The organism is Azospirillum endophyticum, from assembly GCF_016595245.1.
In the GTDB taxonomy this organism is placed as follows: Bacteria; Pseudomonadota; Alphaproteobacteria; order Azospirillales; family Azospirillaceae; genus Azospirillum; species Azospirillum endophyticum.
This window is the reverse complement of record NZ_JAENHM010000007.1, coordinates 183,743-206,923: the sequence shown is the minus strand read 5'-3', so window position 1 is coordinate 206,923 and position 23,181 is coordinate 183,743. Positions and strand designations below refer to the sequence as shown.

Sequence of the window (23,181 nt, the reverse complement as noted above, 5' to 3'; positions counted from 1 at the left end):
GACTTCTGGTGATGCTGACGACGCATCCGTTCGACGACGACAAGCTGCGCGAGGAGTGCGGCGTGTTCGGCATCCACGGCAACCCGCAGGCGGGCGCCATCACGGCGCTGGGCCTGCACGCCCTGCAGCACCGCGGGCAGGAGGCTGCGGGCATCGTCAGCTTCGACGGCAGCCGGTTCCACCTCCAGCACACGCTGGGCCTGGTCGGCGACCATTTCAGCTCCGAGGCGATCATCGCCAAGCTGAAGGGCGCCAGCTCCATCGGCCATGTGCGCTACGCCACCACCGGCGACACCTCGATCCGCAACGTCCAGCCGCTCTATGCCGATTTCGAGTTCGGCGGCTTCGCGCTGGCCCACAACGGCAACCTGACCAACGCGCACACCCTGCGCCGCCAGCTGGTCCGCCGCGGCTGCCTGTTCCAGTCCTCCACCGACACCGAGGTGATCGTCCACCTGATGGCGACCGCCCGCGGCGGCTCGCCGGTCGATCGCCTGATCGAGGCGGTGCGGCAGGTCGAGGGCGCCTTCTCCCTGGTGGCGCTGACCTCCAAGGAGGTCATCGGCGTGCGTGACGCGCTCGGTGTCCGTCCGCTGGTGCTGGGCCGGCTCGGCGACACCTATATCCTGGCGAGCGAGACCTGCGCCTTCGACATCGTCGGTGCCGAATATGTCCGCGACGTCGAGCCGGGCGAGATGATCGTCATCGACGACGGCGGCGTCCACAGCCTGCGCCCGTTCCAGCCGCAGCAGCGCCGGCTCTGCATCTTCGAATACATCTACTTCGCCCGCCCCGACAGCGTGATGGAGGGCACCTCCGTCTACCAGGCGCGCCAGCGCATCGGCCGGGAGCTGGCCCGCGAGGCCGGCGTCCCCGCCGACGTGATCGTGCCGGTGCCGGACAGCGGCGTGCCCGCGGCGCTGGGCTACGCCCAGGAAGCCGGCGTGCCCTTCGACCTCGGCATCATCCGCAACCATTATGTCGGCCGCACCTTCATCGAACCGACCGACCAGATCCGCCACCTGGGCGTGAAGCTGAAGCACAACGCCAACCGCGCGATGATCGAGGGCAAGCGAGTCATCCTGGTGGACGACAGCATCGTCCGCGGCACCACGTCGAAGAAGATCGTCGAGATGGTGCGCGCTGCCGGGGCCAAGGAGGTGCACATGCGCATTTCCAGCCCGCCGACCTCGCATCCCTGCTTCTACGGCATCGACACGCCGGAGCAGGGCAAGCTGCTGGCCCACCGCATGACGGTGGAACAGATGCGCGAGTTCATTCAGGCCGACAGCCTCGCCTTCATCTCGCTCGACGGCCTCTACCGCGCCATGGGCGACGAGAAGCGCGACCCGGCCAAGCTCGGCTATTGCGACGCCTGTTTTACCGGCGACTACCCGATCCCGCTGACCGACGCGCTGGAAAATCCGTCGATCGAGGCGAACGTCCCGGTCCGCGCCTAGGGTATAACAACCCTCTCCCGCCCCGGGAGAGGGGAGGGACCCAAGCGAAGCTTGGGAGGGGTGAGGGGTGATCCAGGAAGCCATGCGCTTCCGGTTCCTTGGTATCCCCCTCACCCTCCCCACGCCTGACGGCGCGGGTCCCCTCCCTCTCCCGAGGCGGGAGAGGGCACGTCCACGTCCAACGCCAGGACTTTCCCCATGTCCCGTCTCTCCGGCCGCATCGCCCTCGTCACCGGTGCTTCGCGTGGCATCGGCGCCGCCGTCGCCAAGCGCTTCGCCGCCGAAGGCGCCCATCTGGTCCTGGTCGCCCGCACCGTCGGCGGCCTTGAGGAGACCGACGACGCCATCCAGAAGATCTCCGGCCAGTCGGCGACCCTGGTGCCGATGGATCTGCGCGACTACGACAAGATCGACCAGCTCGGCCATGCGCTCTACCAGCGCTTCGGCAAGCTCGACGTCGTCGTCGGCAATGCCGGTGCGCTGGAGGCGCTGGGGCCGGTCGCCCAGTATGACCCGAAGCTGTGGTCGCGGGTGATGGACCTGAACGTGACGGCGAACTACCGCCTGATCCGCTCGATGGACCCGCTGCTGCGCGCGTCCGGCACCGGCCGCGCCATCTTCGTGACCTCGGCCGCCGCCAAGGCGCCGCACCATTACTGGATGCCCTATGGCGCCAGCAAGGCGGCGCTGGAGATGATCGTGAAGACCTACGCGCTGGAGGTCGCCAATTCCAGCTTGCGGGTCAACCTGATCGACCCCGGGGTGGTCGCCAGCAAGCTGCGCACCCAGGCCTTCCCCGGCGAGGACCCGACCAAGGTCGCCCAGCCCGATGATGTGACCGAGCGTTTCGTCGAACTGGCCGAGGTGGGTTGCGCCCTGCATGGGGAACTGGTTCAGACGCAGTGAGGGCGATATTCCCGTCCCTGTCGGGAAGAGGGGGATATCGCCATCCAGCCGCCGAGGGCTACCGATCCTGACCGGCTAAGCAGGTTTTCCGAACTCCGCCCACAGATGGGCGGGCTCGGAAAACCTGCAAAACCATAGAGTCCGCAGGTTTCTCCAGGCCGGGGCCCGTGGCCCGATCTGGAGAAACCTGCTTAGGATCGGTAGCCCTCGGCATCACTCGATAGCCTTGAGGAAGGCCAGGATCACCGGGTCGATGTCCAGGAACGCCAGTGCCAGGCTGTTCTTGCTTTCATCGTGGCGGGCCACCTTCGCCTGTTGGCGATGACGCATCTCGACATTGGGGCAGGAGATCTCCACGCGCACCAAGTCGCCGACGAGGAACGGGACCGAGGCGGGGCCGACGTTGAGAAGCAGCCCGCGGGTCGACCAGTCGATCGTCCGGTACTCCGTCTGGTTGATGGCCACGGTGAGGACCGGCTCGGCGTAGCGGATGGTGTGGCGTTTTTCGACGCCGTTGGGGGGCTGCGCCTGGGCCGGGCGCTTTCGCAGTTTTTGCCGGACCGGGGCCGGGGCGATCTCCATGGTCGCCACCGACAAAAGGCGCTTCTCCATCTCCTTTCGGAAATCTTTCGCCGAACCGCTCTTCACCGCCTTCGTCAACGCCTCCTTGGCCTTGGCGACAAGGCGGTCGCGGGCGGCCCGGTCGCCCACCCTCGCCCCGCTTTCCGCTTCGTTCAGCAGGCGGCCGGTCGTTTGTTCGTGGCTTTGCCGCTGCAACTGCTTGGCCGCCTCTTGGAACGCCGGCTTGTGCAGGCGCGGAAAGTCGGGACTTTTGAGGAGGTCGATCAACAATCCCGCGTCGATGTCGAGACGTTCGGGATTGGAGGATCCGATGATCCGCTCCATTCTCTGCAATAGCATTTCGGCCCGGCGGGTCAGGGCCTCTTCGATGTTTCGTCGCTGTACCATGAGATGCGGATCTCCGCCTGATTCGATCCGGGCGGGATTCCCGAACTCCGTCCATGGCTGGACGCGATCAGGAATCGCACGAAACCGACGGGTATGCGAATACACCGGAAATAAAATGACTCTCAGTAGGTTACGTCATTATCGGCCCGATTGAAACAAAATCATCGCCACATGGTGAGGGGCGAGATCTTCGGGGGTACCCTGACGGTTGGTGGAAGCCTTGCCGACCCCGGTCTGGCAGCATTTTGGCTCCCTACCGGGGGAAACGGCAATTACCGACAATCAAACGAACCGCCCCCGCATCAGTCCCCGCAGCCGGTACAGCTCCTCCAACGCCTGCCGCGGCGTCAGGCTGTCCGGATCGATCCCCGCCAGCGCCTCCTCCACCGCCGACGGCGCGGCGGCGACCGGAGCCACCTCCGTCGTCTTCGGTGCCGGCCGCTTCAGCGCCGCGCTGAACAGCGGCAGATCCTCGGCCAGCCGGTGGATCGTCGCGTTCTGGTCGCCGGCTTCCAGCAGCTTCAGCACCTCGTCCGCCCGACCGACGACCGCCGGCGGCAGCCCGGCCAGCTTGGCGACGTGGATGCCGTAGCTGCGGTCGGCCGCCCCCGCCGTCACCTCGTGCAGGAACACCACGTCGCCCTGCCATTCCTTGATCCGCATGGTGTGGCAGGACAGCGCCGGCAGCTTCGACGCCAGCATCGTCAGCTCGTGGTAATGCGTCGCGAACAGTGCCCGGCAGCGGTTCACGTCGTGCAGATGCTCGACGCAGGCCCAGGCGATCGACAGGCCGTCGAAGGTCGCCGTGCCGCGCCCGATCTCGTCGAGGATCACCAGCGCGCGGGCGCCCGACTGGTTCAGGATCGCCGCCGTCTCCACCATCTCGACCATGAAGGTGGAACGGCCGCGCGCCAGATCGTCGGCGGCGCCGACCCGGCTGTAGAGCCGGTCGACCACCCCGATATGCGCACGTTCGGCCGGGACGAAACCGCCCATCTGCGCCAGCACCGCGATCAGCGCGTTCTGCCGCAGGAAGGTCGACTTGCCGGCCATGTTCGGGCCGGTCAGCAGCCACAGCCGATTGTCCGGCGCCAGATCGCAGTCGTTCGCCACGAACGGCCCGCCATGGGCGGAATCCAGCACCGCCTCCACCACCGGATGCCGTCCGCCCTTGATGACGAAGGCGAGGCTGTCGTCCACCACCGGGCGGCTGTAGCGCCGTTCCTCCGCCAGCTCGGCCAGCGAGGTGGCGACGTCCAGCGCCGCCAGCGCGTGGGCGGCCTGGGCGATGGCGTCGGCTTTTCCGGCGACGATCTCCACCAGCCCGGCGAACAGCTCCAGCTCCACCGCCAGCGCCTTGTCGGCGGCCTCGGAGATGCGGCGCTCCAGGTCCGACAGCTCGACCGTGCCGAAGCGCACGGCGTTCGCCATGGTCTGGCGGTGCATGAACACCTCGCGGCCCCGCTCCGACATCAGCTTGTCGGCATGGGCGGCGGTGACCTCGATGTGATAGCCCAGCACGTTGTTGTGCTTGACCTTCAGCGACGGCACCCCGGCGATCTCGGCGTATTTCGTCTGCAGTCCGGCGATCAGCCGCCGGCTCTCGTCGCGCAGCGTCACCAGCTCGTCCAGCGCATAGCTGTAGTCGCGGGCGATGAAGCCGCCGTCGCGGGCCAGCAGCGGCAGCTCTGGTGCCAGCGCCTGGGTCAGCTGGTCGACCAGGTCCGAATGCGCGCCCAGCCGCTTGTCCAACGCCGCCAGCCCGTCCGGCAGCGGCAGGACGCCGGCGAGCAGCCCGCGGATCAGCCCGGCCTGTCGCAACCCGTCGCGGATCGCCGCCAGATCGCGCGGACCCCCGCGCCCCAGCGTCAGCCGCGACAGCGCCCGTTCCAGGTCCGGGCAGCTCCGCAGGGCGCCGCGCAGCTCGCCGCGCAGCCGTTCCTCGGTCAGCGCGAACTCCACCATGTCCAGCCGGCGGCCGATGGCGGCGGGATCGGTCAGCGGCGCCGCCAGATGGGCGCAGAGCAGCCGGGCGCCGGCCCCCGTCACCGTGCGGTCGATGGTGGCGAGCAGGCTGCCGCGCCGCTCCCCGCTCAGCGTCCGCGTCAGCTCCAGGTTGCGCGCGGTCGAGGCGTCGATCTCCATCACCGCGCCCGGCCCGACCCGCCGCGGCGTCGACAGCCGGGGAACGCGGCCCTTCTGCGTCAGCTCGACATAGCCGACCAGCGCGCCGGCCGCCGCCACCTCCGCCCGGCTGAAGGTGCCGAAGGCGTCCAGCGTGCCGACGCCATACTGGGTCAGCAGGCGCTGCTTGCCGTTTTCGCTGTCGAAGCGCGGGTTGGGCTGCACGGTCAGCCGCGACTTCCAGTCCGCCCACAGCTCGAACAGCTCCGGCGTCTGGCTCAGCTTCTCCGAGATCAGCACTTCCTGCGGGTCGAGCCGCCCCAGCGCCGTGCCGAGTCCGCTACGCTCCACCGGCTGCACCACCAGCTCGCCGGTCGACATCTCCAGCCAGGCCAGCCCCAGCCCGCCCGCCGTCTCCGCCACCGCCGCCAGCCAGTTGGAGGAGCGGGCGTCGAGCAGGCTGTCCTCGGTCAGGGTGCCGGGGGTGACGATGCGGATGACGCCGCGCTTCACCACCGATTTCGCCCCGCGCTTCTTCGCCTCCGCCGGGTCTTCCATCTGTTCGCAGATGGCGACGCGGAAGCCCTGGCGGATCAGGCGCTGCAGGTAGTTCTCGTGGGCATGCACCGGCACGCCGCACATCGGGATGTCTTCGCCCAGATGCTGGCCGCGCTTGGTCAGCGCGATGTCCAGCGCCGCCGCGGCGTTCACCGCATCCTCGAAGAACATCTCGTAGAAGTCGCCCATCCGGTAGAACAGCAGGCAGTCGGGATGCGCCTGCTTGATCTCCAGATACTGCGCCATCATCGGCGTGGCGTCGGGCGGGATGATGATTTCTGCGATGTCGGACACGGGGATCCACGGGGCCTTGGATGGGGGGCGTTTCAGGCGCGCACCCTATCACGGGATATGCAGTCGCGGGATAGGCCGCTTGGCAGGATGTGGGACGATATGGCGCGTACGAACGAGACGCCTTGCGTCCCCGTTGCGGTTGACGGGCGCGCGCCGCCGGTCGCTACAATAGGGCAGGGCCTCGCCGGCAGGATCAGGCGGCGCGGCCCCGAAATGATCGGACCAACCTCCGACCTGAAAGATAGGGAGACGGCCATCATGACGCAAATGACCGAGGAAACCGCACCGGACGAGGTGCGGGAGGTCGTTGCCCTCTTCGCGACCCGCGCCGGCTTCGACCGGGCAGTGGAAACCCTCCTGGCGGCCGGCTTCGACCGCGCCGACCTGTCGATCCTGGCCAGCCACGCGTCGCTGGACGCCGCGAATCCGAAGGGCAAGCCGCGCGACGAGGCGCTGACCGGTCTGGTGGGCGAGCTGAAATACGCCTTCCCCCTGACCACCGCCGGGCTGATCGCCATCGTCGGCGGCCCGATCGAGGCGGCGGTGGCGGCCCTGGTCGCCGCCGGCGTCGGCGGCGCGGCGATCAAGGATTACCTGGACGAGCTGACCAGCCACCCCAAGCCCGACGAGTTCACCCGCGCGCTGGAGGCCGGCGGCGTCATCCTGTGGGTGCGCGTCGACGGGCCGGAGCAGGAGGCGCAGGCGGCATCCCTGCTGGCGCGCGAGGGCGGCGGCAACGTCCACGTGACGGTGCGGGAGGCGTGACGGGCGAAGCGGAGGCGGAGCGGGCAGGGGTCAGGCGGTCAGGTTCATCACGGCGCCGCGCTTGGCGTCCTGCCCGGTCAGCTTCCGCTTCAGCTCCTCGGCGAATTCCTTTTCCATCGCCTCGCGCTTTTCGGGCGGCATCGCGTTCAGGTCGTCCTCCGTCATCTTGTGACGGGCGAGCCAGTCGTCGCGGATCCGCTCGGCCGGCGTCTTCTTCGCTTCGGCCAGGAAGTCGGTGACCGCGGCCGTGTCGGTGGTCGGTCCGGCGGCGGTACCCCAGCCCTTCCGGGCGGTCGCCGCCTGCGTCTGACCTTGGAGGCCGGCCGAATAGCCGTTGTAGCCGTTGATCTGCATCGCGGTGATCCCGCTTTTGGTTGCGCCTTCGCCCGACGGCAGGTGCCGGTGGCGCAGACCGCGATGCAATTTCGACGCCGGACGCTCAGCCGTTCCGGTCCCACGTCCCGAGGCTTCTGCCGGGGCCGCGGAGTCTGCCGCCGGGCAGATTTTGCCGGCTCGATTCTGCAGGCCTCATGCCGTATGTCCGACTCCGTCCGGTCAGGCCGCGGCGGCCTGCCGGTGCTTCGGGGTGGAGACCGTCTGCAATCCCCGCAGCTTGTATTGCGCCTGGACAATCGACGCCCACCCCATGCGGATCAGCGTCAGCTTCACCCCGTCCGACACGTCGTCACCGGTGACGAGGTCGGTCACCTGCCACATCAGGGTGTCGTCCACCGACCGCGGGAACATCGCCGCCACCCGCAGCAGCCGCGCCATCAGCGCCGCCGTCGTCTGGCGGCCCAGCCCGCGTTCGGCCAATGTCAGCCCGTCGTTCAGCGCCGCCAGTTCCCGCCGCGCCCGTAAGGAAGGTTCTCCCGCCGCAGGTCCAGTCATCTTCCGGCCGGTCATGGTCAATCTCCCGTGATGATCTCCACATGGCACCAGTGTGGCCTCGCAAGACCGGTGCCGCTGTGATGGCCGTCACAACCGGAGGCACGCCATCCAGTCTGCGGCTGTTCTCCGGCAGCCGCGCGAAAAAGCCCCAGGCCGTACGATCCAATCTCACGGTTGAGTTGAAGGCTTGGCATTTTGCCATCATCTTCTTGTGCGGACGATCGTTGGAGGAGTCGATGGCGACGAGCGAGCGGGTTTGGCAGGCGAGCGACGTGCGGACGAACTTGCCGGCCGTCATGGATGCGGCTCTCTCCGGTGTTCCTCAGGTGATCCGGCGGCGAACCGGTGAAGAGGTCGTTGTGGTGTCGCGCGCCGACTACGATCGCATGCGGCCGTCCTTGAAGGACTTCCTGATGCAGGCTCGTGTCGAGGACGGTGACGAGGATGACGTCGATAAAGCGCTGGCGCAGGTGCGCGGCGCCGGAGCGATGGGATTTGCTCCGCGCAGCGGAGGGTGACCCGTGTACCTCCTCGACACCAACATCGTCAGCAATTTCCGGAAGAGGCCACATCCGAACCTTGTCGCTTGGCTGGACGCGATTTCCGCTGACGAGATCGCCATATCGGCGATCACCGTGTTCGAGATCCAGGCCGGGATCGACATGGTGGGTGATCGGGCGAAGGCGAAGGAGATCCAGGTCTGGCTCGACGGTTTGGTCCTGTCGGGTCAGGCCTCGATCGTGGCCTTCGATGCTGATGTCGCGCGCGTCTACGCTCACCTGTTCACGACGGCCGCGTTGAAGAACTTCCTGCTCCCGGATGCTCGGAACTCCAGGCCGAAGAGTGGTGCGGACCTGATCATCGCGGCAACCGCCATCGTCCATGAAGCGGTCGTGGTGACTGCCAACACGGACGACTTTCTACGCATCCACGAGCATTTCCCCCTTCCGGGGCTGTATCATCCCTTCGCACAGGAATGGCAGGTCGACCCGAGAACCCGGCACCAGCCGCCGTCGCCCTGAGGGAGGCCGGCGCCTAATGACGCTGGCATCGCCGTTGATGCCGGTGGGGGGCCCCTGGACGACCAACGAAGCGTTCCAGCGGAACGACGCCGGTGGACGGCTTCTTCGAATGGACCCGCCGGGACCACGGCACTGGTTTTCCAGTGCGGGCGTGCTACCTGAAGGCTTTACCGCTATAGTGCGGTGGTCGCGGCCGTTCCGGATCGCCTGAACGCCGCCATAGAAGCCGAGGTTCTTCCCGACCGATGCTGTCCGCCCGCTCCAAGGCGCCGCCCCCGCCCGATACGCCCGCCCCCGCCATTCCCAACAAGCGCGCCATCATCTCCCGCCGCAAGCTGTCGGGGGATCTCGAGGATCTGGTCGCCGAGCACGGCACCGGCGACAAGCTGCGCCCGGCGCTGATCGCCTGCCTGCGCAAGGCGCTGGCCGAGGGCAGGGCGGAGGTGCGGCGGCGCTTCGACGCCGGCGGCTCGGGCGAGCAATGCGTGCGGGAGAACTGCTATCTCGCCGACCGCGTGGTCGGCACGCTGGCCGACTTCACCGTCCGTTTCATCTTCCCCACCGCCAACCCGACCTCCGGCGAGGTGTTCGACGTCGCGGCCACCGGCGGCTACGGCCGCGGCGAGCTGGCGCCCTTCTCCGACATCGACCTCCTGTTCCTGCTGCCCTACAAGCGGACGCCGCGGGTGGAGCAGGTGGTCGAATACATGCTCTACATCCTGTGGGATCTGGGGCTGAAGGTCGGTCATGCCGTGCGTAGCGTCGACGACTGCATCCGCCAGTCCAAGGCCGACGTCACCATCCGCACCGCCATCCTCGAATCGCGCTATCTCTGGGGGCCGGGCAAGCTGTTCGCCGAGCTGCGCCGGCGCTACGACAAGGAGGTCGTCGCCGGCACCGGTCCCGAATTCGTCGAGGCCAAGCTGGCCGAGCGCGACAACCGCCACCTGAAGATGGGCGACAGCCGCTATGTGCTGGAACCGAACCTGAAGGACGGCAAGGGCGGCCTGCGCGACCTCCAGACCCTGTTCTGGATCGCCAAGTATCTTTACCGCGTCGAGGGCGTCGACGAGCTGGTCGGCAAGCATGTGCTGATGCCGGAGGAGGCGCAGCGCTTCGCCAAGGCGCAGAACTTCCTGTGGACCGCGCGCTGCCACCTGCATTACCTGACCGGCCGGCTGGAAGACCGCCTGACCTTCGACGTCCAGACCAGCATCGGCGCCGCCATGGGCTACACCGACCATGCCGGCACCAAGGGCGTCGAGCGCTTCATGAAGCATTACTTCCTGGTCGCCAAGGACGTCGGCGACCTGACGCGCATCTTCTGCGCGGCGCTGGAGGCCGAATCGAAGCGTCCGCCCCGCTTCAACCTGCTGCGTCTGGCCTCGGTCGCGAGGCGCAAGGACGTGGACGGCTTCATCGTCGACGGCGAGCGGCTGAACGCCCGCAGCGACAAGCAGTTCAAGGAACAGCCGATCGACATGATCCGGCTGTTCCACACCGCGCAGATGAACGACATCGACATCCACCCGGCGGCGCTGCGCGCCATCACCCGGTCGCTGTCCGCCATCGGCCCCAAGCTGCGCAACGATCCCGAAGCCAACCGGCTCTTCCTCGACATCCTGACCGGGCCGAAGGATCCGGAGATCACGCTGCGCCGCATGAACGAGGCGGGCGTGATGGCCCGCTTCATCCCCGACTTCGGCCGGGTCGTCGCGCAGATGCAGTATGACATGTACCATGTCTACACGGTGGACGAGCACACGCTGTTCGCGCTCGGCATCCTGCACAAGATCGCGTCGGGCGAGCATGCCGACGAGCTGCCGCTGTCGACCGAGGTGATCCACAAGGTGGTGTCGAAGCGGGCGCTCTACGTCGCCGTCCTGCTGCACGACATCGCCAAGGGGCGCGGCGGCGACCATTCCGTGCTGGGCGCCCGCGTCGCCGAAAAGCTCTGTCCGCGCCTCGGCCTGACGGCGGAGGAGACGGAGACGGTGGCGTGGCTGGTGCGCTGGCACCTCGCCATGTCGCACACCGCCTTCAAGCGCGACCTGGAGGACGACAAGACCGTCCGCGACTTCGTGGCGCTGGTCCAGTCGCCGGAGCGCCTGCGCCTGCTGCTGGTGCTGACGGTGGCCGACATCCGCGCCGTCGGCCCGCAGCGCTGGAACAACTGGAAGGCCACGCTTCTGCGCGAGCTCTACAACCGGTCCGAGGAGCTGATGTCCGGCGGCATGACGGTGGAAGGGCGCGGCCGCCGCATCCAGGCGTCGCAGGCCAACCTGCGCGCCGAGCTGACCGACTTCGACGACGCGGCGTTCGAGCATCACAAGGGCCTGGGCTATCCCGGCTATTGGCTGGCCTTCGACACCGACACGCTGGCCCACCAGGCCCGCCTCGTCCGCGAGGCCGAACGGGCGCAGCGTCCGCTGACGGTGGAGACCCGCGTCGACCGCGGCCGCGCCGTGACCGAGGTGACGATCTACGCCACCGACCACAGCGGCCTGTTCTCCCGCCTCGCCGGGGCGCTGGCCGCCTGCGGCGCCGACATCGTCGACGCCCGCATCTTCACCATGACCAACGGCATGGCGCTCGACGTCTTCTCCGTCCAGGATGCCGCCGGCGGCGGCGCGTTCGAGAGCGGCGACAAGCTCGCCAAGCTGTCGGTGATGATCGAGAAGGTGCTGTCGGGCCAGCTGAAGCCGCTGAACGACCTGTCGACCCGCCGCACCGGCCATGCCAGCCGCACTCGCGTCTTCCATGTGCCGCCGCGCGTGCTGATCGACAACAACGCCTCCACCACCCACACGGTGATCGAGGTGAACGGCCGCGACCGCCCGGGCCTGCTCTACGACCTGACCCGCGCCCTGTCGAACCTGACCCTGCAGATCAGCTCGGCCAAGGTCTCGACCTTCGGCGAGAAGGCGATCGACGTCTTCTATGTGAAGGACGTCTTCGGCCTGAAGGTGACGCATGACGGCAAGCTGGCGAAGATCAAGGAACGCCTGCTGAGCGCGCTCGACGACCCCACCGGCGACGCTCCGCCGCCCGCCACCGTCAAGCGGACCAGGACGAAGGTGACGGGGGCCTGAGCCGCCGGGACCTCCGATCTAAAGATCGGAAAGCCGCGAAGGAGAGGTGCTGAGGTTCTGGTCGACCGCGGACGTCAGCCCGTCGCGCGCCTTGCGGGCTTCCGCGAGGATCCAGCCGCGGAAAGCCTGCGTCCGGGGATCGTCCAGCCGGCTTTCGTGGATCAGCAGGTAATATTCGCCGGCGCTGCGAACCTCGGATGGCAGCGGCATCGCCAGTTCGGCACGGCGGTCGTACTGCGCCAGCAGGATGTCGGGCACGATGGCGATCCCGCGGCCCTGGCGGGCGGCGTCCAGCGACATGAAGAAATGGCCGAACTCCAGCTCGCCGCCGGTTCCGGTGATGGCCTTTCCGCCGGTCGCCTTCAGCCAGTCGGGCCAGGCGTGCCGCCGGCTGGAGGTGTGGATCAGCGGCAGGCGCACCACCGGCCGGCCGCCTTCCAGCACCGCCTCACCCGCCAGCGTGGGCGCGCAGGCCGGGCGGAGGATGTCGGGGAACAGTTCGTCGGCCTGCACGCCGTCCCAGCTCGTCACCATGTCCAGGTCGATGCGCGGCTGTCCGCGCTCGTAGCGGCGGCCCGGCATGCGGCCGACGCGGATCGCGATGTCGGCCTCGTGCGCCAGCAGGTTGGACGGCTCGATCGACGAGATGAGCCGCACCTCGACGCCGGGGTTGGCCTGCGTGAACAGATGCAGCCGCGGCATCAGCCACAGCGAGGCGATGGTCGGCAGGATCGAGATGGTCAGCGTGCGCGTCGTCCGCGACCGGCCGATCCGCTGCGCCGCCCGCTCCAGCTCGCTCAAGGTATCGCGGACGGTGCGGGCGAAATCCTCGCCCTCCGGCGTCAGTTCGATGCGCCGGGTCATACGGCGGAACAGCTGGCAGTCCAGCGCCAGTTCGAGGTCGCGCACCTGCCGGCTGATCGCCCCCTGGGTCAGGTGCAGCTCGTCGGCCGCCAGCGTGAAGGAGAGGTGCCGCGCGGCGGCGTCGAACCCGCGCAGGGTGTTGAGCGGCGGCAGCGGTCGTTTCGGCATCGTCGTGGCCTCCCATGGATGAGCCTAGGTCATGCATGAGGGCCGAACAAGTCGTTTGTGAGGTCCGTTGTCCTCCGGCACGCTTCCTGTCACTGAACCGTCAGAGTTCAAAAGAAACAGGGCAAGCGCGAGGGTTACCGTGACACGAACAGCCACGATACGACAGACAAGGGGCGATCCCTGTAAGGATTGGACGCTCGAAGTCAGCGGCATTGCCAAGAATTACGGGGCGACCTGTGCACTTCGCAACGCTTCGTTGCGGCTGCGGCCGGGAAAGGTCCATGCGCTTCTTGGCGAGAACGGTGCCGGCAAGAGCACGCTGGTGAAGATCGTCGTCGGCGCGATCCAGCCCGACCGCGGGCGGATCGCACTGAACGGCGTTCCCACCCGTTTCGCCGGAGTGCGGCAGGCGATCGCCGCCGGGGTGATCCCGATCTACCAGCATCTCAGCCTGTTCCCCCATCTGTCGGTGCTGGAGAACCTGTCGGCCTTCGCCATCGCAGGCGCAGCGGGTCTGCGCGCCGGGCCGTCCCTGGTGCCGCGCGCCACGGCGCGGGCCTGGCTGGACGCGGTCGGCCTCGGCTGCGACCTCGACCTCCCGGTCGAGCGGCTGTCGGTCGGCGAGCGCCAGCTGGTGGAGATCGCCCGCGGGCTGGGGCAACGCTGCACGCTGCTGGTGCTGGACGAGCCGACCGCCGCTCTGACCCATGACGAGACCGACCGGCTGTTCGGCGTGGTCCGCCGCCTGTGTGCGGAGGGCACCGCCGTTCTCTTCATCAGCCACAAGTTCGACGAGATCGAGGCGCTGGCCGACGACGTCACCGTCCTGCGCGACGGCGTCGCGGTGATCGACGCCGAGCCGCTGGCCTCGCTCAGCCGTGCCGAGCTGGTCCGCGCCATGCTGGGCGACATGGTGGAGTCCGGCGACCGCGCCTTGCCGCAGCCGGGCGGTCCGGTGCTGACCGCGACCGGGTTGCGGCTGGGGCCGGCGGACACTGCCGCCGACATCACCGTGCGGGCCGGCGAGATCGTCGGGTTGGCCGGGCTGGTCGGGTCGGGCGCCCTGGAGCTGGCGGCGGCGCTGGCGGGGGCCCGGCCGGTCGCCGCCGGCACGCTCGCCGTGCGGGGGGAGGCGCTACCGCCGGGCGACCGCGCGCGGGCCGTCGCCGCCGGGGTCGGCTATGTCCCGGCCGACCGCCACGCCGAGGGGCTGTTCGGCCCGCTGGCGGCGCTCCAGAACGCCTCCTCCTCGACCGTCGCGCTGTTCTCGCGCGGCGGGCTGCTGCGGCCGGGCGGCGAGGCGGCGGCGCTGATGCCCTGGCTGCGCCGGCTGAACCTGCACCCCTTCCAGCCGGAGCGGCCAGCCGCCGGATTCAGCGGCGGCAACCAGCAGAAGCTGCTGCTGTCGCGCAATCTGGCGGTGCCGGACCTGCGGGTCCTGGTGGTGCTGGAGCCGACGCGCGGCGTCGACATCGCCGCGCGGGAAACCATCCACGACGCGCTGGTCGAGGCCGCCGGCCGGGGCGTCTCCGTCATCGTCGCCTCCAGCGACCTCGACGAGGTCATGGCCCTGTCGCACCGCATCCTGGTCGTGCGGCACGGCAGCCTCGACGGCGAACTGCCGCGCGGCACCGGCCGCGCCGCCCTGATGGACCGGCTGGCCGGCCGGAGGGCGGCATGATGGCCCTGACCGGCGCCCGGCCGCGCCGCTTCTCCGGCCGTCTCAACCCGCCCGCCGCCGCCTGGGTCGTCCTGCTGCTGTTCTGCGTCTTCGCCCTGGCGGTGCCGCGCTTCGCCAGCGCCGGCAACTTGGAAAATCTGCTGCGGGTCGGTTCCATCCTCGGCATCGCCGCCTGCGGCCAGACCATCGTGCTGATCCTCGGCGGGATCGAGTTCTCCTTCGGCGCGTCGGCGGCGCTGGCCAGCGTGGTGACGGTGCTGGCCCTGCCGTCCGCCGGGGTGGCCGGCGGCTTCGCGGCCGGCGCGGCCTCGGTGCTGCTGGTGGGTCTCGTCAACGGCACGCTGGTCGCGCGCTTTTCCCTGCCGCCCTTCCTGGTCACGCTCGGCATGCTGATGGTGGCCGGCGGCGGGGCGGCGGTGCTGGCCGGCGGGCTGCCGATCGACGCGCCGCCGAGCGACGCCTTTTCCTGGCCGGCGCGCGGCCGGGTCGCCGGCATCCCGGTGCCGATCCTGGCGGCGGCGGCAAGCTTCGCCCTGCTGCACCTCCTGCTCGCCCACACCCGCGCCGGCAGGCTCTGGTACCTCGTCGGCGCCAACGGCACGGCGGCGCGGCTGTCCGGCATCACGGTATGGCGGTCGGTGCTGGCGGGCTATCTGCTGGCCGGCGCCTTCTGCGCGCTTGCCGCCGTCATCCTGACCAGCCGGGTCGCCTCCGGCCAGCCCGGCCTCGCCCCCAACCTGCCGTTCGAGACCATCGCGGCCTGCGCCGTCGGCGGCATCCCGCTGGCGGGCGGGCAGGGCAGGGCGGTGCAGACGCTGTGCGGCGTGCTGGTCATCGCCATGCTGAACAACGCGGTGGTGCTGCTGAACCTGCCCGTCGCCTACCAGCAGCTGATGATCGCCGCGGTGATCCTCGGTGCCGTGATCCTCCAGCGGGCGCCCCTGCTGCTCCTGCTGCTGCCGGTCCGGCCCGCCCGCCAGCTGGAGGAGGACCGGTCATGAGCGCCCGTTTCCTGCGCCGTTCCGCCGATGGCCTGCGCATCGCCGGCTCCGTCCTTCCCGTCCCCTTCCGGGTCGCGCCGCTCTGCCTGATCCTGGCGGTGGCGGTGTTCGCGGCCACCGCGCCGCGCTTCCTCAGCCTGGGCAACGCCGCCAACATCGGGGCGCAGGTCTGGGTTCTCGCCCTGCTCGCCATCGGCCAGATGTTCGTGCTGGCGACCCGGGGTTTCGACATCTCGGTCGGCGCCGTCGCCGCCCTGTCCAGCGTCTGCGCGGCGATGGCCTGCAATGCCTGGGGCCTGCCCGGGCTGGCCGCCGGGGCGCTGGCGGGGCTGCTCTGCGGGCTGGTCAACGGCGCGCTGGTCGGCACGCTCGGCCTCCAGCCGGTGGTCGCCACGCTGGGCAGCCTGATCGCGGTGCGCGGCCTGTCGCTGCTGATCACCGGCGACGGGCAGGTGGTGCCGCTCGACGCGGCCGGCGCGGTGACCCGTCTCGGCTTCGAGCCGATGCCGGTCCTGCCCGCCGCCAGCTGGGCGGCGCTGGTCCTGGCGGTCGGAGCCGCCCTGCTGGTCGGCCGCAGCCTCGCCGGCCGGCGCATCCTGATGGCCGGCTCGAACCCCGAGGCGGTGGCGCTGGTCGGCGTCGACACCCGGCGCGTCCAGCTCTGGGCCTATGGCCTGTGCGGCCTGTTCGCCGGCCTCGCCGGGGTGCTGATGACGGTCCGCGCCGGCTCCGGCCTGCCGACCGAAGGCGCGGGGATGGAGCTTCAGGCCATCGCCGCCGCGGTCATCGGCGGCACCGCGCTCAGCGGTGGCATCGCCAGCGTGGCCGCCGTCGTGACCGGGGCCGCCTTCATCCAGGTGCTGCTGACCGGCCTCAACCTCCAGGGCGTCTCGCCCTTCGTCGCCCAGATCGCCATCGGGGTGGTCATCATCGCCTCCGGCCTTCTGGAAACGCTTCTGCGCTCCCTGCCGTCCTTCCCCTCCCAATCAAGGACACGGACATGACCCGCTCCCCGATCCGCTTCGCCGGAAGCCTTGCCGCCCTTCTTCTGCTCTCCATCGCGCCGGCCCTGGCACAGGACAAGGCCATCGGCTTCGCCATCCCCAACCTCGCCTCATCCTTCTGGATCTCCGCCGTCTACGGGGCGGAGCAGGAGGCCAAGGCCGCCGGCGTCACGCTGGTCAAGCTGAACGCCGGCGGCGACGCCAACACCAGCCAGCAGATCGCCCAGATCCAGGATCTGGCCCAGCGCGGCGTCGCCGCCATCATCGTCGGCGCGACCAACGGCGACGCGGTGCGGGCAGTGGTGGAGCAGGCGGTCGGCCGCGGCATCCCGGTCGTCGGCATTTCTTCGCCGCCCAACAGCGACCGGCTCAGCGCGACGGTCAGCGCCGACCATTACGACATGGGCCGTCTCCAGGCCCGCTGTCTGGCCCAGGCCATCGGCGGCAAGGGCGAGGTGGCGATGATGGCCGGGCCGACCGGACAGGCCTGGTCCGACCTGCGGGCCAAGGGCTTCCGCGAGACGCTGGCGAAGGAGGCGCCGGGGGTGACGGTCGTCGCCGAATCCCGGCTGGCCGACAACCGCAACGCCGCCCTGACCACGGCGGAGGACTGGACCCAGCGCTTTCCCGAGCTGAAGGGCGTCTACGCCGCCACCGACGACATGGCGGCCGGCGTGGTCGCCGCGATGAAGGCCGCCGGCCGCATGCCGGCGGTGCGGGTCTCCGCCTCCAACTTCAGCCCGACGGCGCAGCAGCTTCTGAAGGACCGCGAGCTGGCCTGCACCTCCATCCAGCAGGTGGTGGCGCAGGGCCGCGCCGCCTTCACCCAGGCGCTGGCCGCCGCCGGCAAGAAGCCGGTCGAGGCCAAGGTCGTGCTGCCGGCGCTGCTCGTCACCTCTGACACGCTGGGCGAGGTCGATCTAAGCTCGGTCGTCGCCCCGGCCGACTATCGGCCCTGACCATATCGAACCGAAGGCAGGACAAGCGATGCTCCCCTCCCACGACCGCTTCCCCTATTCCGCCATCACCGACCGTCCCGACTTCTCCTGGCCGGGGGGCAAGCGGCTGGCCGTCTATGTGGCGCTCTGCGTCGAGCATTTCCCCTATGGCAGCGGCCTGGGGCTGCCCTATTCGCCGGGGCTGAGCCACCCCAACAGCTACAATTGGGCGTGGCGGGAATACGGCAACCGGGTCGGCGGCTGGCGGCTGATCGACCTGTTCGACGCCCACCGCCTGCCGCTGACCGTGCTGCTCAACACCGAATGCTACGAGCATTGCCCGGAGCTGGTCGCGGCGCTGCGCCGCCGCAGCGACGAGATCGTCGCCCATGGCCGCACCAACGGCGAGCACCAGAACGGGATGGGCCTGGAGGAGGAGCGCCGCCTGATCGCCGAGGCGACCGAGGCCATCCGCCGCCACGAGGGCAAGTCTCCCGCCGGCTGGATGAGCCCAGGCGCCCATCCCAGCGCCAACACCGAGGATCTGCTGGCCGAGGCCGGATACCGCTACACGCTGGACTGGCCGATGGACGACCAGCCGGTGTGGATGCGGACCACCGGCGGGCCGCTGCTGAGCGTGCCCTATCCGCATGAGGTGAACGACGTGCCGATGGTGGTGCTGCACGACGGCACGGCGCCGGCCTTCGCCGACATGGCCATCGACAATTTCGACGAGATGCTGCGCCAGTCGAAGGACCAGCCGCTCGCCTACGGCATCACCATCCACAGCTTCATCATCGGCCAGCCCTTCCGCATCAAGCAGTTCCGCCGGGTGCTGGAGCATCTCGACGCCCACCGCGACGAGGTCTGGTTCGCCACCGCCGGTCAGATCGCCGACCATTTCGCCGGTCTGATGCCGCCGCCGGTCGACTCCGGCCCAGCCGTCTCCTGATCCATTCCTGACGCCGGCCCCCCCGCGGGCCGGCTCCCATCCGAAAGGTTCCATCATGACTGAGACGCCCCTTGGGCTGTCCCAAACCCCGGCGCACGCCCGCGCTCTGCCCCCCTTGCGGGTCGCCGTCGCCGGCCTCGGCGCCGTCGGGCTGAAGATCGTCGAGGCGCTCGACGAGGGGCTCGACGGCTGCGTCCTGACCGCCGTTTCGGCCCGCGACAAGGCGGCGGCGGCGGACCGCCTGTCCGCCCTGACCCACCCGGTGCCGGTGGTGGACATCGCAGAGCTGGAGCCGCTCGCCGACCTCGTCGTCGAATGCGCCCCCGCCGCGCTGCTTCCGGCCATCGTCGAGCCGTTCCTCCGCGCCGGCAAGACGGCGGTGGTACTCAGCTCCGGCGCCCTGCTGGCCAATGACGGGCTGGTCGCCACCGCCCGCGCCCATGGCGGACAGATCGTCGTGCCGACCGGGGCGCTGCTCGGGCTCGACGCGGTGACGGCGGCGGCGGAGGGGGAAATCCGTGCCGTGCGCATGGTGACCCGCAAGCCGGTGCGCGGTCTGGTCGGCGCCCCCTATCTGGTCGAGAACAACATCGCCATCGAGGACATCATCAGCCCGCTGCGCATCTTCCACGGCACCCCGCGCGAGGCGGCGGTCGGCTTCCCGGCCAACCTGAACGTGGCGGTGGCGCTGTCGCTGGCCGGCATCGGCCCCGACCGCACGACGCTGGAGATCTGGGCCGACCCGGCGCTGGAGCGCAACACCCACCGCATTGAGGTCGAGGCGGACTCGGCGACCTTCACCATGGCGATCGAGAACATCCCGACCGACAACCCGAAGACCGGCCGCATCACCGCCCTGTCGGTGCTGGCCTATCTGCGCAAGCTGCGCGCGCCGCTGCGCGTCGGCTCCTGAGCGACTGATTTCAGCAAGAAACGAAAAACAGAAGGGGGATTCGTCATGGATCTCGGACTTTCCGGCCGCACCGCGCTGGTGCTGGGCGCCGGGGGCGGGCTCGGCCGCGCCATCGCCCTGGGTCTGGCGCGCGAAGGCGCCAACCTCGTCATCGCCGACCGCGACGCGCCGTCGCTGGCCGCCACCAGCGCCGCTCTCACCGAAATTGCCGGCGCGGAAACCGCCGCGCCCTGCCTTCCCATCGTCTGGGACCTGGGCGACGCGGCGGCCACCGACCGCAACGTCGCCCTGGCCGAGGAGCGGTTCGGCGCAATCGATATCCTGGTCAACAACACCGGCGGCCCGCCGCCGTCGCCGGCCAGCGGCGTCGATCCGAAGATCTGGTCGGCGCAGTTCGAGGCGATGGTGCTGTCGGTCATCCGCATCACCGACCGCGTGCTGCCCGGCATGCGGAACCGGCGCTGGGGCCGGATCGTCACCAGCGCCTCGTCGGGCGTCGTGGCGCCGATCCCCAACCTCGCTTTGTCCAACGCGCTGCGCCTGTCGCTGGTCGGCTGGTCCAAGTCGCTGGCCCGCGAGGTGGCGGCCGACGGCGTGACCGTCAACGTCGTCCTGCCCGGCCGCATCGCCACCGACCGCATCCGCTTCCTCGACGAGAGCAAGGCGGCTCGCGAGAACCGGCCGGTCGCCGAAATCGTCGCCGAGAGCACCGCCGCCATCCCGATGGCCCGCTACGGCGAGCCCCGCGAATACGCCGACGCCGTCGCCTTCCTGGCCAGCGAGCGCGCCGCCTACGTCACCGGCTCCACCCTGCGGGTGGACGGCGGCTACATCCCCAGCATCTGAAAGTCCGAAGGATCCCCAGTATGAGCAGCAGCACCGACACCGTCCTCTCCGCCGCAGAGCGCGAGGACATCCGCACCCGCTTCCTGGCCGTCGACACCTCCAACGTCGCCGACGTGCTCGACGTGATGGGCTGGCCCGACCAGGGGCTGGCGGCGGAATTCATGCCCTATCCCGCCACCGCCGGGCGGCTGGCCGGCTGGGCCTACACCATCCGCGGCCAGATGACGCCCTATCCGCTGGGCGGCGACGCCGACAAGATGGCGGCGTGCCAGGGGCTGTCGCCCGGCGAGGTGTCGGTATGGAGCGGCGACGGCGACGGCATCTGCTATTTCGGCGAGCTGATCGCCATCGGCATGAAGGAGCGCGGCAGCACCGGCGCGCTGGTCGACGGCGGCATCCGCGACGTGCGCTGGCTCGGCCATCACGGCTTCCCGGTCTACGCCCGCTACCGCACGCCGGTGCAGTCGATCGGCCGCTGGAAGGTCAACGCCTGGCAGGTCCCGGTCTTCCTGCGCGGGGCCACGGTGGAGCGGGTGCGGATCGAGCCGGGCGACTTCATCCTGGCCGACGAGGACGGCGCGCTCGCCATCCCGGCGGCCATCGTTCCGCAGGTGCTGGCGGAATCGGAGGCGCTGACGGCCACCGAGATCCGCATCCGCGAGGAGCTGTCGAACGGCCTGACCCTGGCGCAGGCGCTGGAGCGTTACGGCCACGTCTGACGCCCCGGCGGGCGGTCCCGCTTCCGCCTGCCGGAGACGGGGCCGTTCCGGGATCGCCGCCATCCTCCCGCGCCGCGACACCATTGTTGAAAGGGTCTCCGCATGACCGCCGAGTCTCCCCGCGACCCCGTCCAGGCCGTCGCGGCCGCCCTGGCCGCGGCGCGCGCCAGCCGGCTCAACGCCTTCATCGAGCTGTTCCCCGAAGCGGAGGAGCGGGCGCGGTCGCTGTCGGCGGCCTCGGCGGATGATCCGCGACCGGCGCCCTGGGGCCTGCCCTTCGCCCACAAGGACGTTTTCGTCACCGCCGAGCGGCGGCCGACGGTGGGGGTCGGGCATGGCTACCGCTGGGATGGGGAGCGGACCAGCGTGACGCTCGACCGTCTGGCGGCGGCCGGCGCCATCGCCGTCGGGGCGCTGAACCTCGATCCGCATTGCTATGCCGCCACCGGGCTCAATCCCTATTTCGGGCGGGTGCTGAATCCGGTGGATTCGCGGTTCGCCGTCGGCGGGTCGTCGAGCGGGTCGGCGGCGGCGGTCGCGGCCGGCATCCTGCCCTTCGCGCTCGGCACCGACACCGGCGGGTCGGTGCGCATCCCGGCCGCCCTCTGCGGCGTTCTCGGCTTCAAGCCGACCGCCGGGGTCATCAGCGACCCCGGCATCGCGCCGCTGTCGCCGTCGCAGGACGTCATCGGCCTCATCGCCCGCGATCCCGCCCTGCTGCGCGCGGTGTTCGCCGTGGTGCGCGATCCGGTGTCCAGGGAGCAACAGGATCCGGGGGCCGGTCCTCCGCGTATCGGGCCCCTGCGTGTCGGGCCCCTGCGTGTCGGTTTGCCGGCGGACTGGATCCGGACCGCGGTGGATCCGGAGATCGCCACGATCCTCCACTCCGTCCTGCGCCGGATGACTGCGGGCGGGGCGGTGGCGACCGAGGTCGCCCTGCCGTCGCTCGACGCGCTGAACGCCTGCGCCGGGACCATCACGGCGTTCGAGGCGTCGGCCCTGCACCGCAAGGCGCTGGCCGAGCGGCCGGATCGGTACCCGGCGGCGGTGCGGCGGCGTCTGGCCGCGGCGGCCGAGGTGGGGGGCGACGCCTACGACCAGGCGCTGCGCAACCGCGAGGTCCACCGGGAGGCGGTGATCGGGGGCGCTTTCGCGGCGGCGGACATCCTGCTCTGTCCGTTGATCGGGGTGCCGGCTCCGCGCCTGGATGGTGTCGATGACGACGACGTGTCCACCGCCGGCGCCACCACCCTGGCCTTCCTGCGCTTCAACCGTCCCTTCAGCCTGCTTGGCCTGCCGGCGCTGGCGCTGCCGGCCGGGTACGACCGCAACGGGATCCCTGTGGGGGTCCAGATCGTCGGGCGACCCGGCGCGGACGATCTGGTTCTATCCATCGCCGAACGGTTCGGCGGACTGCCGGCCGGGTCCGCCTGACGGTCGCGACGGCGGTCACCCCGCCTTGGCGGCCATCGCCTCGATTTCCACCAGCCAGCCCGGTTCCACCAAGCCGGCCACCTGCACGCGGGTGCGCACCGGAATGTTCGGGGTTTCGGTGGTACCGAAGGCCTCCGCGTAGGCGCGGGAAAAGCCCTGGAAATCGGCCCGTCCGTCCATCCGCGCGTCGCCGACCAGGAAGGCCTGGATCTTGACCACGTCGTTCAGGCCATAGCCGCGCCGTTCCAGCGTGGCTTTCAGCGCCTCAAGGATGTTGCGGGTCTGCGTCTCCGTGTCGCCATAGGCCTCGACCCGGTCGTCGGGCACGGAGCGGTCGACGACCGGCGGCGTCAGGCCGCTGAGCATCAGGAACTCGGTTCCGTCGACCGGCACCCGCACCGATTCCAAGAATTGGGTCCGGTAGGGAGAGGACTCATGCAGCGCGTAGCGTTCGATCTCTTTTGCCAAGGCAAATCCTCCGTTGTCGATGCTGAAGCCTTGGGCCAAACCTCCGCATCCAGCCGGTTGCCGACAAACGATTTATCGATCCTCGATGCATGAGAGATATTCATGCATTCCG

General features: G+C 69.8%; 21 protein-coding genes. 15 read left to right on the top strand and 6 right to left on the bottom strand.

Going from position 1 to position 23,181, the window contains the following annotated elements; all coding sequences use genetic code 11:
* The first annotated feature begins 11 nt into the window (after positions 1–11).
* Together purF and JHL17_RS02525 are read left to right on the top strand one after the other, a co-directional pair.
* Positions 12–1,460, top strand: a complete 1,449-nt coding sequence (gene purF, locus JHL17_RS02530; protein WP_200190477.1) for an amidophosphoribosyltransferase — start codon at positions 12–14, stop codon at positions 1,458–1,460.
* 198 nt (positions 1,461–1,658) lie between these two features.
* Positions 1,659–2,366: an SDR family NAD(P)-dependent oxidoreductase gene (locus JHL17_RS02525; protein ID WP_200190476.1), complete on the top strand. Its 708-nt coding sequence runs from the start codon at positions 1,659–1,661 to the stop codon at positions 2,364–2,366.
* 213 nt (positions 2,367–2,579) lie between these two features.
* Here the strand turns inward: JHL17_RS02525 and JHL17_RS02520 are convergent, their stop codons facing one another.
* Both JHL17_RS02520 and mutS read right to left on the bottom strand, forming a co-directional pair.
* Positions 2,580–3,335, bottom strand: coding sequence for a PilZ domain-containing protein (locus JHL17_RS02520; protein ID WP_200190475.1), 756 nt, complete (start codon positions 3,333–3,335; stop codon positions 2,580–2,582).
* Positions 3,336–3,617: 282 nt separating this feature from the next.
* On the bottom strand, positions 3,618–6,266 hold the full coding sequence (gene mutS / locus JHL17_RS02515) for a DNA mismatch repair protein MutS (RefSeq protein WP_200190521.1): 2,649 nt from the start codon (positions 6,264–6,266) through the stop codon (positions 3,618–3,620).
* A 303-nt stretch (positions 6,267–6,569) separates the two neighbouring features.
* Here mutS and JHL17_RS02510 point away from each other — a divergent pair, with 303 nt between their 5' ends.
* On the top strand, positions 6,570–7,076 hold the full coding sequence (locus JHL17_RS02510; protein WP_200190474.1) for a hypothetical protein: 507 nt from the start codon (positions 6,570–6,572) through the stop codon (positions 7,074–7,076).
* Positions 7,077–7,106: 30 nt separating this feature from the next.
* Here JHL17_RS02510 and JHL17_RS02505 read toward each other — a convergent pair whose 3' ends face one another.
* Both JHL17_RS02505 and JHL17_RS02500 read right to left on the bottom strand, forming a co-directional pair.
* On the bottom strand, positions 7,107–7,430 hold the full coding sequence (locus JHL17_RS02505) for a hypothetical protein (protein WP_200190473.1): 324 nt from the start codon (positions 7,428–7,430) through the stop codon (positions 7,107–7,109).
* Between the two features lie 201 nt (positions 7,431–7,631).
* Positions 7,632–7,982, bottom strand: a complete 351-nt coding sequence (locus JHL17_RS02500) for a hypothetical protein (RefSeq protein WP_200190472.1) — start codon at positions 7,980–7,982, stop codon at positions 7,632–7,634.
* Positions 7,983–8,047: 65 nt separating this feature from the next.
* Between JHL17_RS02500 and JHL17_RS02495 the strand changes: the two genes are divergently transcribed.
* The 3 genes from JHL17_RS02495 (at position 8,048) to JHL17_RS02485 (ending at position 12,081) form a co-directional block, all read left to right on the top strand.
* Positions 8,048–8,485, top strand: coding sequence for a type II toxin-antitoxin system Phd/YefM family antitoxin (locus JHL17_RS02495; RefSeq protein WP_200190471.1), 438 nt, complete (start codon positions 8,048–8,050; stop codon positions 8,483–8,485).
* Between the two features lie 3 nt (positions 8,486–8,488).
* Positions 8,489–8,989 carry a PIN domain-containing protein gene (locus JHL17_RS02490; protein WP_200190470.1) on the top strand — a complete coding sequence of 167 codons (501 nt, stop codon included), beginning with the start codon at positions 8,489–8,491 and terminating at the stop codon, positions 8,987–8,989.
* 245 nt (positions 8,990–9,234) lie between these two features.
* On the top strand, positions 9,235–12,081 hold the full coding sequence (locus tag JHL17_RS02485) for a [protein-PII] uridylyltransferase (protein WP_200190469.1): 2,847 nt from the start codon (positions 9,235–9,237) through the stop codon (positions 12,079–12,081).
* An 18-nt stretch (positions 12,082–12,099) separates the two neighbouring features.
* Here the strand turns inward: JHL17_RS02485 and JHL17_RS02480 are convergent, their stop codons facing one another.
* Positions 12,100–13,113 (bottom strand): LysR substrate-binding domain-containing protein, encoded by a 1,014-nt coding sequence (locus JHL17_RS02480; protein WP_200190468.1) that lies wholly within the window; start codon positions 13,111–13,113, stop codon positions 12,100–12,102.
* Between the two features lie 139 nt (positions 13,114–13,252).
* Between JHL17_RS02480 and JHL17_RS02475 the strand changes: the two genes are divergently transcribed.
* From JHL17_RS02475 to JHL17_RS02435, 9 genes are all read left to right on the top strand, one after another.
* Positions 13,253–14,794, top strand: coding sequence for a sugar ABC transporter ATP-binding protein (locus tag JHL17_RS02475; protein WP_345773738.1), 1,542 nt, complete (start codon positions 13,253–13,255; stop codon positions 14,792–14,794).
* On the top strand, positions 14,791–15,795 hold the full coding sequence (locus JHL17_RS02470) for an ABC transporter permease (protein WP_200190466.1): 1,005 nt from the start codon (positions 14,791–14,793) through the stop codon (positions 15,793–15,795). The genes JHL17_RS02475 and JHL17_RS02470 overlap by 4 nt, the downstream gene beginning before the upstream one ends.
* A complete protein-coding gene (locus JHL17_RS02465; RefSeq protein ID WP_200190465.1) occupies positions 15,792–16,799 on the top strand; it encodes an ABC transporter permease in 1,008 nt (335 codons plus the stop codon). The genes JHL17_RS02470 and JHL17_RS02465 overlap by 4 nt, the downstream gene beginning before the upstream one ends.
* Positions 16,796–17,758, top strand: coding sequence for a substrate-binding domain-containing protein (locus JHL17_RS02460; RefSeq protein ID WP_200190464.1), 963 nt, complete (start codon positions 16,796–16,798; stop codon positions 17,756–17,758). Before JHL17_RS02465 ends, JHL17_RS02460 begins: the two co-directional genes overlap by 4 nt.
* A 28-nt stretch (positions 17,759–17,786) precedes the next feature.
* Positions 17,787–18,689: a polysaccharide deacetylase family protein gene (locus JHL17_RS02455; RefSeq protein ID WP_200190463.1), complete on the top strand. Its 903-nt coding sequence runs from the start codon at positions 17,787–17,789 to the stop codon at positions 18,687–18,689.
* A gap of 55 nt (positions 18,690–18,744) precedes the next feature.
* Entirely contained in the window at positions 18,745–19,602 is an 858-nt protein-coding gene (locus JHL17_RS02450) for an aspartate dehydrogenase (RefSeq protein ID WP_200190462.1), read from the top strand.
* Positions 19,603–19,647: 45 nt separating this feature from the next.
* On the top strand, positions 19,648–20,448 hold the full coding sequence (locus JHL17_RS02445; protein WP_200190461.1) for an SDR family oxidoreductase: 801 nt from the start codon (positions 19,648–19,650) through the stop codon (positions 20,446–20,448).
* A gap of 20 nt (positions 20,449–20,468) precedes the next feature.
* Complete coding sequence (locus tag JHL17_RS02440) at positions 20,469–21,167, top strand: RraA family protein (RefSeq protein WP_200190460.1); 699 nt, start codon at positions 20,469–20,471, stop codon at positions 21,165–21,167.
* Between the two features lie 102 nt (positions 21,168–21,269).
* The gene (locus JHL17_RS02435) at positions 21,270–22,601 is read left to right on the top strand and encodes an amidase (RefSeq protein ID WP_200190459.1); all 1,332 of its coding nucleotides are present in this window, start codon (positions 21,270–21,272) and stop codon (positions 22,599–22,601) included.
* Between the two features lie 15 nt (positions 22,602–22,616).
* Here the strand turns inward: JHL17_RS02435 and JHL17_RS02430 are convergent, their stop codons facing one another.
* Positions 22,617–23,069 (bottom strand): RidA family protein, encoded by a 453-nt coding sequence (locus JHL17_RS02430; RefSeq protein WP_200190458.1) that lies wholly within the window; start codon positions 23,067–23,069, stop codon positions 22,617–22,619.
* Between the last annotated feature and the right edge of the window lie 112 nt (positions 23,070–23,181).

Excerpts from the sequence above, each read along its gene's own strand:
- JHL17_RS02520 (WP_200190475.1), bottom strand. The coding sequence starts at position 3,335 with ATGGTACAGCGACGAAACATCGAAGAGGCCCTGACCCGCCGGGCCGAA.
- JHL17_RS02455 (WP_200190463.1), top strand. The coding sequence starts at position 17,787 with ATGCTCCCCTCCCACGACCGCTTCCCCTATTCCGCCATCACCGACCGT.
- JHL17_RS02440 (WP_200190460.1), top strand. The coding sequence starts at position 20,469 with ATGAGCAGCAGCACCGACACCGTCCTCTCCGCCGCAGAGCGCGAGGAC.
- JHL17_RS02445 (WP_200190461.1), top strand. The coding sequence starts at position 19,648 with ATGGATCTCGGACTTTCCGGCCGCACCGCGCTGGTGCTGGGCGCCGGG.
- JHL17_RS02480 (WP_200190468.1), bottom strand. The coding sequence starts at position 13,113 with ATGCCGAAACGACCGCTGCCGCCGCTCAACACCCTGCGCGGGTTCGAC.
- JHL17_RS02495 (WP_200190471.1), top strand. The coding sequence starts at position 8,048 with ATGGCCGTCACAACCGGAGGCACGCCATCCAGTCTGCGGCTGTTCTCC.
- JHL17_RS02470 (WP_200190466.1), top strand. The coding sequence starts at position 14,791 with ATGATGGCCCTGACCGGCGCCCGGCCGCGCCGCTTCTCCGGCCGTCTC.
- JHL17_RS02525 (WP_200190476.1), top strand. The coding sequence starts at position 1,659 with ATGTCCCGTCTCTCCGGCCGCATCGCCCTCGTCACCGGTGCTTCGCGT.
- JHL17_RS02465 (WP_200190465.1), top strand. The coding sequence starts at position 15,792 with ATGAGCGCCCGTTTCCTGCGCCGTTCCGCCGATGGCCTGCGCATCGCC.
- JHL17_RS02510 (WP_200190474.1), top strand. The coding sequence starts at position 6,570 with ATGACGCAAATGACCGAGGAAACCGCACCGGACGAGGTGCGGGAGGTC.
- mutS (WP_200190521.1), bottom strand. The coding sequence starts at position 6,266 with ATGATGGCGCAGTATCTGGAGATCAAGCAGGCGCATCCCGACTGCCTG.
- JHL17_RS02500 (WP_200190472.1), bottom strand. The coding sequence starts at position 7,982 with ATGACCGGCCGGAAGATGACTGGACCTGCGGCGGGAGAACCTTCCTTA.
- purF (WP_200190477.1), top strand. The coding sequence starts at position 12 with ATGCTGACGACGCATCCGTTCGACGACGACAAGCTGCGCGAGGAGTGC.
- JHL17_RS02450 (WP_200190462.1), top strand. The coding sequence starts at position 18,745 with ATGACTGAGACGCCCCTTGGGCTGTCCCAAACCCCGGCGCACGCCCGC.
- JHL17_RS02485 (WP_200190469.1), top strand. The coding sequence starts at position 9,235 with ATGCTGTCCGCCCGCTCCAAGGCGCCGCCCCCGCCCGATACGCCCGCC.
- JHL17_RS02435 (WP_200190459.1), top strand. The coding sequence starts at position 21,270 with ATGACCGCCGAGTCTCCCCGCGACCCCGTCCAGGCCGTCGCGGCCGCC.
- JHL17_RS02505 (WP_200190473.1), bottom strand. The coding sequence starts at position 7,430 with ATGCAGATCAACGGCTACAACGGCTATTCGGCCGGCCTCCAAGGTCAG.
- JHL17_RS02460 (WP_200190464.1), top strand. The coding sequence starts at position 16,796 with ATGACCCGCTCCCCGATCCGCTTCGCCGGAAGCCTTGCCGCCCTTCTT.